Raw genomic sequence first — 13,184 nt, forward strand, 5'->3', positions numbered from 1 at the left:
AATCGGACTCGAACGCGCCTGCCGAGCGAAATCGGTTTACCCGCACCGCCGCTACGACCCGCCAGTGACCGACGAACGTGCTTCGGAGGCGACTGGTGGCGAAACCAACCGGACCGACGACCCGGCGACCGAAGCGGATGGCGAGACTAACGAAGAGACCGAAGACGAGCGGACGGACGACGGGCTTACGCTCGCGGACGTTCACGATGCATCGCAGGAAGCAGGTCGGCCCGTCCTCACTGCTGCAGCCGTCGCGCGGACGCTCGAAGTCCCGACCGAAGATGCACGCGAAGCGCTCGCGAACCTCGCCGATCGCGGCGACGTCGAGCGCCTCTCCGTCGAGACGGATCCCGTCGTCTGGTATCCGAGCGAACTCGAGGATCTCACCGATCGCGAGCGGGTCGTCGTTTTCCCGAAGCGTCGCGAAATCGTCGTCGACCGACCGGACCAGTTTACCCGCGCACAGCTCTCTCAGTTCGCCCACCTCGCGGACGGCAACGGCGAGCAGGGGTACCGATACGTCGTCAGGCCGGAGGACATCTGGCAGGCACCCCACGACTCGTTCGAGAACCTCGCGCGAACGATGCGACAGGCGCTCGGCCAGCGGTCGGACGCTCTCGAGGACTGGGTTCACAGCCAGTGGGATCGCGCCCACCAGTTTAGATTGACCACTCACGAGGAGGGCTACACCGTCCTCGAGGCGAAGAGCCCGGAGATCATGGGCAACGTCGCCCGCCAGAAACTCGACGAAGAACACGTCCACGCGCCGATTTCGGACACCGAGGACTGGGTTCGCGAGGGATCGGAAGCCGCGATCAAACGGCTTCTCTACGAGGCCGGTTACCCGGTCCAGGATCACCGGGATCTCGAGTCCGGCGAGGACCTCCCGATCGACCTCGAGGTTTCGCTGCGAGACTACCAGCGGACGTGGGTGGATCGCTTCGCGGAGGGCGGCGAAGGCGTCTTCGTCGGCCCGCCGGGGAGCGGGAAGACCATCGCCGCGATGGGGGCGATGGCCCACGTGGGTGGCGAAACGCTCGTGCTCGTCCCGAGTCGCGACCTGGCTCGGCAGTGGGCCGACGCGATTTCCGAGTATACGTCGCTCACCCCGGACCAGATCGGCCAGTACCACGGCGGTCGCAAGGAGGTCCGTCCGGTGACGATCGCGACCTACCAGATCGCAGGCATGGACCGCCACCGCTCGCTGTTCGACGACCGCGAGTGGGGGCTCGTGATCTTCGACGAGTGCCAGCACGTCCCCTCGGACGTCTACCGGCGGAGTACGCACCTGCAGTCCCGTCATCGATTGGGGCTCAGCGCCAGCCCCATCCGGGAGGACGACCGCCAGACCGAGATCTTCACCCTCGTCGGGCCGCCGATCGGCACCGACTGGGAGGCGCTGTTCGAGGCCGGCTTCGTCGCCGAACCCGAACTCGAGATTCGATACGTCCCGTGGGGCGACGAGGAACAGCGAAACGCCTACGCCTCCGCGGACGGCCAAGAGCGCTACCGAATCGCCGCGAAAAACCGTGGAAAAGTCGACGACGTCCGGTATCTGCTCTCGTCCCACCCCGACGCGAAGGCGCTCGTCTTCGTGGACTACTTAGCGCAGGGGCGGGACATCGCGGCCGCACTCGACGTCCCCTTCCTCAGCGGCGAGACGCCCCACCACGAGCGACGACGGCTGCTCGAGGAGTTCCGGCGGAACGAACGCGACTTGCTGGTCATCTCCCGCGTCGGCGACGAGGGGATCGACCTCCCCACTGCGGATCTCGCGATCGTCGCCTCGGGTCTCGGTGGCTCTCGCCGGCAGGGCACCCAGCGCGCCGGCCGAACGATGCGTCCCGCCGGCGGGGCGCTCGTCTACGTGCTCGCCACTCGCGGCACGCGCGAAGAGGACTTCGCCCGCAAACAGCTCCAACATCTCGGCCGCAAGGGGATGACGATCCGCGAGCAGACGATCGAACCGAGCGATGAGAGCGACGAATCCGAGGCTGACGACGAGTAACGGAACAAGAACGCCGGCCGACTACTCCTCGCGGGCCTCGAGAATCTCGTCGATCAGCCCGTCCGTATCGGCGGCCGCGAGTCGAAACGCGGCGTCGTAGAACTCCCGGCCGGTTAAGTCGCGAACGTCGTGTTCGGTCCGCAGCTGTGCGTCCACGAGCGCGCGGGCGTCCTCGAGGCCGTCGAGCGTTTCGGGCCGGACGTACACCGTCTTCTTCTCGGTCGCATCGAAGGGGAACGCGGTCGGATCGTCGGCGTCACCGTCGGCCGGGCCCTCGGACTCCGATCCCGCCTCGTTCTGCTCGGTATCCCCGCCCGATTCGGCGTCCACCTCGGCGGACTCGTACTCCACTTCCGTGGTCTGTACGCCGGCGTCACTCGAGTCGTCTGTGGTCGACGATTCGGTATCGGAATTCGGAATCTCGTTCGAGTCCTCGTCCTCCAACTCCTCGCCCTCGACGGCGTCGCTCAGTCCCGCGAACCGGTTGTCCTCAGGCATCCGCGACACCTCCGCGCTCGACGACCGCAGCTAGTTCGTCCAGCCGGTCCAGCATGTCGTTTTCGGGGTCGTACTCGGCGAGCGGGACGCCCTCGCGCCACGCTCGCTTGAAGGCGATCCGTTCCCGAATTCCCGGCCCGGGGGAGTCCGAATCGTCGAAGTGGGCCGAACGGGCAAACGCCGGGAGATAGTCGCCGAACTGGGACTCCTCTAAGTCGCCGATGATCCGCTTTTCCTCGTTGTCGCCGGCCAGCGAGTTCGGAACGATCGCGAGGATGTCGAGGTCGATCTCCTTGCGAATCGGGCCGATCTGTTGGGTGTACATCCGCTCGAAGCCGCTGACGCTGGGTTCGCTCATTCGCAGCGGGACGATGACGTTCTGGGTCGAGATGAGCGAGGCGTCGGCGAGCGGGCCGAGGTTCGGCGGCGAGTCAACGACGACGTAGTCGTACTCCTCGCCGAGCACGGGATCGACGATCTCGTTTCTGATCCAGAGTTCGCCGAAGGTCGCGCTGCGGATGCTGTTCTCGACGCTATCGAGATCCTCGTGGGCGGGAAGGACGTCGAACGAATTCGTCGAGTGGATCACGTCTTCGAGCGTCGTATCGCTCCCGTCTTCGAGGACGTCGCCGATGTGGACGTCGCTCGAGTAGGCGTCGCTCAGGCCGACGCCTTCGGTGGCGTTGCCCTGCTGGTCCAGATCGACGAGCAGGACGTCGTTGTCTCGGTTAGCGAGTCGTTCGGCGAGGTTGATCGCGAGGGTCGTCTTGCCGACGCCGCCTTTCTGGAGGGCGACGCTGACGGCGCGTGGGGTTTTCGTCATTCGTGGGTACACCTCCGTCGCCGTGTCGACCGTCGAAACGGTTGGGACCGTCCGAGCGTCGGAGACCGTCCTCGAGGTTCAAACAGTTTACACCGTGTACACGGTGTCAAACTCGAACACGGTTTGCGGCGGTCGAACGGGTTGTCGTACGCCCGAGTCGACGTGCGTCCGAAACGATCGATCGCACGGGGCGAACGGCCGCTGACGGCCGGACGATCCGAACTGCGTCGAGCGTTCGGACCGTCCGAACGTTTCAAACGTTGTGAAATGTCTGCACAGTGTGAGAATTGGGCACGTCTAGCGGCCGGCCGAGCGACCGACCGTCCAAACGGTGCTCGAAGTTTGAGCCGTTTACAGCGTGGACACGGTGTAGACATTGTTTGATGTTCTGCTCGATCGGACACGGCGAGTGTCACGTCAATCATCCGAGTGACGTGACTTAACAGTAGCGGAAACAGTCTACACAGTTCGAACCGTCTGGACAGTGTAAAGGGACGAGAGTTCGGAACCGTGTACACAGTCTACAAAGTATTTGCTGAAACGGAGGTGTCAGAGAATGTGTCTGGATATATCTGCCGAGTATCGGCAATCGGCTAAGAAAAAGACATTCTACACTGCGTACAATGTGTAGACTGTTTACACCCTGTGAGCGGTTCCAACGGTGTCGAATTCGGAAACGGTTAGCGAGAGTCTGCGAGCCCCGGCGAAGAGCGTTCACCGATCGATCGATACGGTCTAAAAAGTGTACACCGTGTCCCACTGGCGATAGACTCGCCCGAACCGCTCTCCGGAGGACGCCACAGAGTAACGACGCATCGAGCGGTCGTCGGGGAGAACGAGACGTAGGCGATCCGACGTGGACAGCCAGGTTGGACAGTGTGAGCGTTCTACACCGTCTGCACATTGTACACAGTTAGGATTCGAGAGAGTCGGAGTGGGACTCGACGTTTCGAGAGTCGGGACAGTAATCGAGGCCAATATTCAAGGTCCCGTGTTCGAACTGTACGACGTATGAACACGTCGCGCGCGAACGAGGTGGTGGGGCGGTGAGCGATCAACGCGAGATCCTCGTCGGCGAACGCGACGACGGGACCGATCTGTATCTCCCCGTCGTCGAACTGCTGACCGGCCGCGGGTTCGTAACCGGAAAGTCGGGCTCCGGAAAGTCGAACACGGCCTCGGTGATCGCCGAGGAGTTGCTCGAGTCCGGCTTCCCGCTCCTGATCGTCGACACGGACGGCGAGTACTACGGGCTCAAAGAGGAGTACGAGATGCTCCACGCCGGAGCCGACGAGGAGTGTGACATCCAGATCGGGCCGGAACACGCAGAACAGATGGCCTCGCTCGCACTCGAGGAGAACGTCCCCGTGATTCTCGACGTCTCGGGCTACCTCGACGAGGAGGTGGCCGACGAACTGCTTCGGAAGATCGCCCGACAGCTGTTCGTCAAGGAGAAGAAGCTGAAGAAGCCGTTCCTGCTGGTCGTCGAGGAGGTCCACGAGTACATTCCGGAGGGCGGCGGGATGGGCGAGACGGGCCGGTTGCTGATCAAGATCAGCAAACGCGGTCGGAAACACGGGCTGGGAATTCTGGGCATCAGCCAGCGCCCGGCCGACGTCAAGAAGGACTTCATCACGCAGGCGAACTGGCTGGTCTGGCACCGGCTGACCTGGGACAACGACACGAACGTCGTCGGGCGGATCATCGACACCGAGTACTCGGAGCTGGTCTCGGAGTTGAACGACGGGCAGGGGTTCGTCCAGACCGACTGGATGGACGTCGACGTCCGCAAGGTACAGTTCCGACGCAAGCGCACGTTCGACGCGGGCGCGACACCGGGTCTCGACGACTTCGAACGACCCGAACTCAAGTCCGTCTCCGACGCCCTCGTCGGCGACCTCCAGGACATCTCCGAGCGAAAGGACCGCGAAGAGAGCCGCATCCTCGAGCTCGAGAACGAACTCGAGAAGAAAGAGAAACGCATCGAGACCTTAGAGGACGAACTCGAGTCGGCGCGGGACGTCTCGAACGCGGCCAAGCAGATGGCCGACGCGCTGACGCGAAAGGAGACCCTCCAGACGAAACTCGGCGGCGGCGACGACGAGGAACTGCGTCGGCTCCACGACGAGATCGTCGACCTCGAGACCGAGCGTGACGATCTCGCGGACGAACGCGACGAGCTAAAAGCGGAACTCGACGAGCGGACGGACCGGATCGAAACGCTCGAGGGGAAACTCGCGTCACGGACGGAGACGATGGATCGACTGCGCGAGGAAAACGAACGGTTGCACGACCGCGTGCGGGATCTCGAGACGGCAGCGGAGACGGAAGGAGATGAATCGAACGCCGAGTCGACCGAGAAGACTGAGATCCTCCAGGCCGGCGGCGACGACGTCGAGTTCGGGTTTACGTCGGTCGAGTGGCCGAGTCAGACCGAGTCCGACGCCGACGACTCCGAGGAGATCACCACCGCGCCGGAGCCGAAACCGCCGGAGGCGGTCTTCGAAGGCGAGTGGATCGACGACCGTCTCGAGCGCGCGGCTGAACAGTCCCAGTGTACGGCGTCGACGGCCCGGCGCGCACTCGTCGTCCTGGCTCGAGACGGACCGCTCGAGTCGGCCGCCATCGCCGACGCGGTCGAGCGTTCGACCGTCGCGGTACAGGGGCTGTGCTCGGAACTGCTGACCGAGGGTGTGCTCGACCGACCGATCGCACGGACGTACACGCTGAGTGACGACGTTCGATCGAAGCTGGACGCGATGGCGAGCGCGGAGTAGGAGTACGAGTATGGCGGTGCGTATGCGGCGCCACCGCGGCGTCTGCCGTGGCGACGGAGCGTCGAGCGTCACCACTCCAGACGCTCGCCGACCGCGTCGATCGACGAGGAGTCGAGGTCCTGGTGGACGGGAAGGACGACGATCTCCCGAGCCAGCCGCGTCGTGACGTCGTAGGCCGAGTTCTCGCGGATGAGGCCGGGAAGTCGCGGCCAGGTGTGGCCGCCGCCGACCCCACACGCCTCGAGTTCGTCGAGCAACCGCCGTGGCGCCGATGTTCGAATCGGGAACACCTGTGGACAGATCCCCGGCGGCAGTGACTCGTAGAGCACGTCGGCGTTCGATCGACCCTCGAAAATCCGTCGCCACGCGCGGTAGTTGTCGCGACGAGTGGATCGAATCGAGATCGGATCCGCGTCGTCGACGACGTACGCGGACAATCTCGACATCGATCCCTTTCCGTTTTCGTATCGCGCGTGGGGACCCGCAGTTCCGCCCGACCGCCCGGCGACGAAGTCGTCGACCGACTGGCGGACCGTCGCGTTTCTGTCGAGCAGATCCGTGAGGAGGGATTTGCAGATGAACCGGTAATCGGCGAGTCGAAACTGCTCGTCGATGCCGGCCAGCGACGACGGTTCGAACGCCTCGGCGACGGCGTCGTCGTTGCAGTAGAGGATCGCCCCGTTCGGAATCGGCAACAGCTTCCAGAGGCTCGTGACGCCGAAATCGCCGCGAGTACCGAGTAACGTCCCATTGTCGACGCTGAGCGGGGCGTGGGCGTTGTCGTCGATGTGATAGCAGTCGTACTCGTCGACGAGCGCCGTGAACTCTCGAAGGCCGGGCTGTGGAAAGCCGAAGTAATTGACCGACATGATCGCGGCCGTCCCCCCGTCGATCCGGCGTTCGACATCGGCCAGATGCGGCGCGAGATTCTCCTCGAGACGGTAGTACCGGGCCTCGAGACCGAGTTCGTGGAACGGTTCGACGACCGCGTCCGGGAGGTACGCGGGGAGGAGCACGTTATCTCCGGGATCGACGAACCCCGCGAGACCGTCGCGGAGCGCCGTCTTGCTGGATCCGTAGTAGGTGACGGACGGGGTGTAGCGCTCGAGGAACGATTCGATACCGGCCGGTCGCGGCTCGGACAGCGACCAGCCGAACAGCGACGGACTCTCACTGATCATACGAGTGTGGGTTCGACGGACGTGAGCAATGACACGGCCGGACGAGTAGATCCTCGTCGAACGTCGTTTTAGTGATTGGGACGGTACTGTCGGGTGATAGTACCGCAAGCACCGCTTACAGCAAATCGACGATGGAGACTATGACCCATTATGCGAAAGACAGTCCAAGCTTACACGGATCCAACACTCAAATAACAAAAACGGGGTAGGTGCCATAGTTGCGCATGGAAGGCAGGACCGACGAAACCGACGCTCGGTTGCTGGTGATTGGTCTCGATGCTGGCTGTCGTTCGATTCTCGAACCGCTGTTCGAGGCGGGCGAAGTACCCACCCTCGAACGGCTGATCGAGAGCGGGACCAGCGGACCGCTCGAGTCGCAGATTCCTCCGTGGACGGCCAGCGCCTGGCCGTCGATGTACACGGGGAAAAATCCGGGGAAACACGGCGTCTACGACTTTCTCTCGTTCGACGGCTACGATTGGAACGTCGTGAACTCGACGTACGTTCGGGAACGGCCGCTGTGGGAATTGCTGAGCGATCGCGGGATCTCGAGCGTCGTCGTCAACGTCCCCGTCACGCACCCACCGCGAGCGTTCGACGGCGCGCTGATTCCGGGGATGACCGCACCGGAAGATCCGCCCTGTCACCCCGACGGGATTCTCGAGGACGTGAAACTAGCCTGCGGCGACTATCACGTCTACCCCCAGAGCACGGACGCGCCCGAGCAGTCCATCGAGGGGTACGAACGGACGATCGAGTGCCGCGGGGAGGCGTTTCGATACCTCTGTCGGCGAGTTTCTCCCGAGTTCGGCTTCCTCCAGTTCCAGCAGACGGACACCGTTTTCCACGAGCGACCGGGCGACAAGGAGGCGATCGAGGCCGTCTACCGCGCGGTCGACCGGCAGCTCGCCGAAACGCTCGAAGCCGTCGATCCGGACAACGTCCTGCTCGTCAGCGACCACGGGATGGGGAAAGTGACGGGCCACGAGTTCCGGGTCAACGAGTTCCTCCGAGACCGGGGCTACCTCGAGGTCAAGAGCGGCGGCGAGGGAATGCCCGACTGGTCGGCGGCGTGGGAGAACGACCTGCTTGAGGGCGACGGCGCCGGCGAGCGCGACGGGAGCGCCCTCGAGCGGGCCATGAACGTCGCCGCAAAAGTCGGCATTACGACCCAACGAATCGCGAGCGTGCTGGATACGGTGGGATTGAAGGAGCCGATCGGGAAACGGGTTCCGAACGAGATGATCCGAGCGGCGAGCGAACAGGTCGACTTCCCCGAGTCGAAAGCCTACGTGCGGTCGAAGAGCGAACTCGGCGTCCGGATCAACCTCGAGGGACGGGAGCCGAACGGACGGGTTCCCGCAGACGAGTACGAGACCGTTCGAGACGAACTGATCGAGCAGCTATCCGCCGTCGACACGCCCGACGACGAGCCAATGTTCGAGGTCGTCGCACCCCGAGAAGCGTACTTCGACGGACCACACCTCGAGCAGGCACCGGATATCGTAACCGTCCCCGCCGGGTTCGACAACGCGATCGTCGCCGACGTCGGCACCGACCAGTTCGGCGAGCCGATGGAGCCGTGGAACCACAAGCAGACGGGTATCGTCGCGGCCACAGGAGACGAGTTCGACGACGGGGCTGGAGTCGAGGGAGCAACAATCCTCGACGTCGCACCGACTGTCTGTACGTTGTTCGACGTGCCGGTCGACACCGCCATGGACGGAACGACCCTTCCCATCGTCGGCAGAAGCACGGAAGCGGAGTACCCGGAGTACGAGGCCGATCCGGTCAACGCGACCGACGACACGGCCGTCGAAGATCGGCTCTCCGATCTGGGGTACCTCTAACGATGACCATCGAGGTTACCACGCTCGACGCCGAGGCGGACGCCGACGAGTGGAATCGCTACGTCGATCGATCGGACGGAACGAACCCGTTCTTCCGCGCCGAAGCGCTGCAGTTACAGGCGGCGGACACCGGTTCGACGGCGCACCTGCTGGCCGGTTTCAAGGGACAGGAAGCCGTCGGTCTCTTCCCCGTCTTCGAGTACAAGAAGGGGCCGATCACCGGCGCGTTCTCGCCGGCCCCCCACTCGTGGTCGTGTTACCTCGGGCCGTCGCTGTTGAACGTCGGCAAACTCAAGCAACGAAAGGCCGATCGCCGGACGAAACGCTTTCTGGAGGGCTGTCTCACGTGGATCGATCGGGAGATCTCGCCGTTGTACACCAAGTTCGTCGCCGCCGAGTTCGACGACGTGCGCCCGTTCATCTGGAACGGCTACGACGTCGAGCCGGGGTATACGTACGTCGTCGACCTCGAGGGCACCGAAGAGGACCTGTTGAAGCGGTTCAGCAGCGACGCGCGGAGCAACGTTCGCAACGCCGACGAGGACGCCTACGTGATCGAGGAGGGGACCAACGACGACGTCGAGCGCATCGTCGAACAGGTCGCGAACCGGTACGAAAGCCAGGGGAAACCGTTCCAGTTGAGCCCCGCGTTCGCACGCGCGGTCCACGAACGGCTCCCCGACGGCTCGATCCGTCCCTACGTCTGTCGCGTCGACGACGAGTTCCTCGGCGGTATCCTCGTCGTCGACTCAGAGAAGACCCGATATCGGTGGCAGGGCGGCGTCAAACCGGATACCGGGGTCGATCTGCCGATCAACGATCTCCTCGACTGGCACGTCATGCGCGACGGGCTTCGAGACGGCGTCGAAACGTACGATCTCGTCGGGGCCGGCGTGCCGAGCATCAACCGCTACAAGGCGAAGTTCAATCCGCGCCTCGAGACGCACTACCAAATTACGTCGGGCGCCTTCGGACTCGACCTCCTGGTCGATCGGTACCAGAAACACAGGTAGCGGCCCCGACTGTGCCACGGTGGCGGCCCGGCGACCCCGTCGCCAGTCGACTGTCGGACAGCCGGCGACTCGAGAGGCGAGTTACTCGACGATCCGATACTTCGACTGTCGTGCGTCTTCGAGGTAGACGCGACTGGTGACCAGTTGCTCGTCCTCGAGTTTACCGAGCGCGTACCGGACGGTGCGCGAACAGAGCCTCGACTCGCCGGCGATCTCCTCCTGGGTCATCGACCCCTCGTACTCGAGGACCTTGTAGACGAGTTTCGAACTCGGGGGAAGTTCGGTCAGCGAACCGCCGGCGTCCGCGTCGGCGTCGTCCGTGTCGACCTCGGCGTCGGGTTCGGTCGCGCTCATCGCAGCCCCCGCGTGTCGGTGTGGACGGTTCGTGCCGCGCCGGCGCGCTGTTCGTCGGGAGGCGACGCGTTTCGTGTTCGTTCGAACGTCGTTGGGCGGGCCGAAGTAGGCCGTCGGCTGTGAGACGGTGACGCTGAATGCATTCTCTTACGCGTCCAACGCGAGTAGGTCGTATATACGCTGACGACAGTTCAAAAATATAGGGAGACACTAACGGCGTCGTAAACGGTGTTCAAGCCGTCCCGTCTGACTGTACCGCTCGTCGGATCGACCCGATGCGGGGTGAACACGGGACTCTGTGAGCCGCCACGCACGGTACAGCCAACGGGGCGATCGGCTGTCGAATCACGCTCGACAACTCGGTCCCTGTTCGACGGCAACGCACCCGTATAGGCACTCCATAGAACGGTCGGTTGCGATCAACGCAAGCAATTGGAAGTAGGAGGACCCGTCGACGAGACTCGATGGACGTACCACGAGAGACGGAACGCTACTCGAGCGAGCCACTATTGCACGGCCGTCGGCCGCTCGAGTGAACATCGGCCGTCGGTAGCGGCGAGAAGCGACTTCTCGCGTACCGATCGGCGACGACACGCGGACGAACGAGACGTCTACAAGAAACCGTTATCGCTGTTCCTTCGGAATGAAATCGGACGTTTTCATCTCACGGTACGTCGCACAGTCGGGACAGGCGTGGACAACGTCGCGATTGTCCCCGAAAACGCGAGCGAACTGCCGGGTGACCTGATTTCCACAGTTGACACAACGGGGGGCAGTCGTTTGCTGGCCGGACGTCATCGGCGTCCACTTCGTGTCGGTTGGTTCCGTCGACATCAACAACTCGTAGCCACAGAACGGTATTTACTATAGACAGCATAATTCCGTGTCGGGTACGGTCATGCTGAATCCAGCCGGATTATTCACCGAACGAAGACTGTCCGGGAAACACCAGTGTCACACCCTCACTCGGCAGAAATTCAATATTTCTGTTTAGTAATGGACCGTTTTACCGAGTGATGACCGCTGCTGGGCGGGGTGTACCCCGCTCGTCGAATCAACGAGACCAACGACGCCGCCGAGGCGTCGAGAGCGCTCGGACCGGTCACCACTCGAAACGACGGTATGCAAGCGATTTCCAGGTGGAAATCGATTGATTCTGTCCGGAAAACCGGGTGACGGCAGTAGCAGCCGTATAATTATCCACGAAATCGAGGTAGGAGGAGGACATGCAAGCCGTTGTGCTCACGGCGGGCGAGGGAACGCGGATCAGGCCGCTCTCCGCGGCACTGCCGAAACCCATGTTGCCCGTCGCCGATAGACCGCTCGCCGCCCACACCGTCGACGCCGCCGTCGACGCCGGCGCGGACGAAATCGTTCTCGTCGTCGGCTACGAGGCCGATACCGTCCGTGATTATTTCGGGTCGACGTATCGCGGCGTCCCGGTCAGTTACGCCGTCCAGACCGAACAGGCCGGCACGGCCCACGCCGTCAACACGGCCCGCGACCACATCGAGGGGCCGTTCGCCGTCCTGAACGGCGACAATCTCTACGATCCCGCGGCGATCGATCGACTCTTCGATACCTGTCCGGCCGTCTGCACGATCGAAGTCGACGATCCTCGAAACTACGGCGTTCTCAGCACCGAGGACGGCACTGTCGACGACATCGTCGAAAAACCGGCCGATCCGCCGACGAATCTCGCTAACGCCGGGGCCTACGCCTTCCCCGAAGCGGCCCAGACGTGGCTCGAGGTCCCCGAAAGCGACCGCGGCGAACACGAGATCACGGACGTACTCGCCTCGGTCGTCGACCGGTTTGCGGTGACGCCGGTCACCCTCGAGCGCTGGCTGGACGTCGGCCGACCCTGGGAACTGCTCGAGGCCAACGAGTGGAAGCTCGCGGCGCTCGAGCGTCGGATCGACGGCGACGTGAGCGACAACGCCCACCTCTCAGGTGACATCGTCGTCGAATCGGGTGCGACGGTGAAACCTGGAGCAGTCATCGAAGGACCGGTGCTGATCCGCTCGGGCGCGACCGTCGGGTCGAACGCGTCCGTTCGCGGGACGACCCTGATCGGTAAGGACGCATCGATCGGTACCGGGGTCGAGGTATCAAACAGCGTGCTCTCGCGCGGGACGTCGGTCGAACACCTTTCGTCCGTCCGCGACAGCGTCCTCGGCCGTAACGTCACCGTCGGCGCGGGGACGACCGTCGCGAACCGCCGTCACGACGGTGCAGATGTCGAGTTCACGGTCAAAGGCGAACGGGTCTCGACGGGCCGACGGACGTTCGGCGTCGTCGCGGGCGACGGCGCGAAGACCGGAGCCAACACCAGCCTGACACCGGGGCTGAAGCTCACGACCGGCGCGACGACGCGACCCGGCGAAACCGTCGAGCGGGATCGATAGCTCGAGACCGGCTGTTTTCGGCGATTCAGACGGAGAACGCGCGCTCGAGCGAACCGTCCATCGCAAGTGTGAGCTTTATCAGATTGCGAATTGCTATCATACGTGGAGGGGTCGAACGACGCGATACGACCGAGACACCCTCCAGGACGGTTCCGACTCGACCGAGTGCGGGTCACGGGTCGGTGCCCGAAGAGGCCGTGTGGACCCGAGACTATGGGGGTGGTTTCGGTTCCGGCGGCGTCGACGACTCGTACTCGTCTCCGTCGACATCA

Annotated in this window: 10 protein-coding genes; 5 read left to right on the plus strand and 5 right to left on the minus strand. The window is 63.6% G+C overall.

Annotated features, from left to right (window positions below):
- Positions 1-64: 64 nt before the first annotated feature.
- Complete coding sequence (locus ACSFC5_RS21955; RefSeq protein ID WP_440767346.1) at positions 65-2,008, plus strand: DEAD/DEAH box helicase family protein; 1,944 nt, start codon at positions 65-67, stop codon at positions 2,006-2,008.
- Positions 2,009-2,029: 21 nt separating this feature from the next.
- Here the strand turns inward: ACSFC5_RS21955 and ACSFC5_RS21960 are convergent, their stop codons facing one another.
- A complete protein-coding gene (locus ACSFC5_RS21960; RefSeq protein WP_440767347.1) occupies positions 2,030-2,506 on the minus strand; it encodes a DUF7970 domain-containing protein in 477 nt (158 codons plus the stop codon).
- On the minus strand, positions 2,499-3,329 hold the full coding sequence (locus ACSFC5_RS21965; protein WP_440767348.1) for a ParA family protein: 831 nt from the start codon (positions 3,327-3,329) through the stop codon (positions 2,499-2,501). The genes ACSFC5_RS21960 and ACSFC5_RS21965 overlap by 8 nt, the downstream gene beginning before the upstream one ends.
- A 1,046-nt stretch (positions 3,330-4,375) precedes the next feature.
- Between ACSFC5_RS21965 and ACSFC5_RS21970 the strand changes: the two genes are divergently transcribed.
- Positions 4,376-6,106, plus strand: coding sequence for an ATP-binding protein (locus tag ACSFC5_RS21970; RefSeq protein WP_440767349.1), 1,731 nt, complete (start codon positions 4,376-4,378; stop codon positions 6,104-6,106).
- A gap of 68 nt (positions 6,107-6,174) precedes the next feature.
- On the opposite strand, the gene ACSFC5_RS21975 is transcribed toward ACSFC5_RS21970, so the two are convergent.
- Positions 6,175-7,287: a DegT/DnrJ/EryC1/StrS family aminotransferase gene (locus ACSFC5_RS21975; protein WP_440767350.1), complete on the minus strand. Its 1,113-nt coding sequence runs from the start codon at positions 7,285-7,287 to the stop codon at positions 6,175-6,177.
- Positions 7,288-7,511: 224 nt separating this feature from the next.
- Between ACSFC5_RS21975 and ACSFC5_RS21980 the strand changes: the two genes are divergently transcribed.
- Complete coding sequence (locus tag ACSFC5_RS21980; RefSeq protein WP_440767351.1) at positions 7,512-9,137, plus strand: alkaline phosphatase family protein; 1,626 nt, start codon at positions 7,512-7,514, stop codon at positions 9,135-9,137.
- 2 nt (positions 9,138-9,139) lie between these two features.
- Entirely contained in the window at positions 9,140-10,150 is a 1,011-nt protein-coding gene (locus ACSFC5_RS21985) for a lipid II:glycine glycyltransferase FemX (RefSeq protein WP_440767352.1), read from the plus strand.
- Positions 10,151-10,231: 81 nt separating this feature from the next.
- On the opposite strand, the gene ACSFC5_RS21990 is transcribed toward ACSFC5_RS21985, so the two are convergent.
- Together ACSFC5_RS21990 and ACSFC5_RS21995 are read right to left on the minus strand one after the other, a co-directional pair.
- A complete protein-coding gene (locus ACSFC5_RS21990; protein WP_440767353.1) occupies positions 10,232-10,504 on the minus strand; it encodes an ATP-binding protein in 273 nt (90 codons plus the stop codon).
- A 624-nt stretch (positions 10,505-11,128) separates the two neighbouring features.
- Positions 11,129-11,338, minus strand: a complete 210-nt coding sequence (locus ACSFC5_RS21995; RefSeq protein ID WP_006090878.1) for a DUF7563 family protein — start codon at positions 11,336-11,338, stop codon at positions 11,129-11,131.
- A 392-nt stretch (positions 11,339-11,730) separates the two neighbouring features.
- Here ACSFC5_RS21995 and glmU point away from each other — a divergent pair, with 392 nt between their 5' ends.
- Positions 11,731-12,912 carry a bifunctional sugar-1-phosphate nucleotidylyltransferase/acetyltransferase gene (gene glmU / locus ACSFC5_RS22000; protein WP_440767354.1) on the plus strand — a complete coding sequence of 394 codons (1,182 nt, stop codon included), beginning with the start codon at positions 11,731-11,733 and terminating at the stop codon, positions 12,910-12,912.
- The last annotated feature ends 272 nt before the right edge of the window (positions 12,913-13,184 follow it).

Origin of the sequence: Natronorubrum marinum, assembly GCF_052040125.1 — an archaeon.
Lineage (GTDB): Archaea > Halobacteriota > Halobacteria > Halobacteriales > Natrialbaceae > Natronorubrum.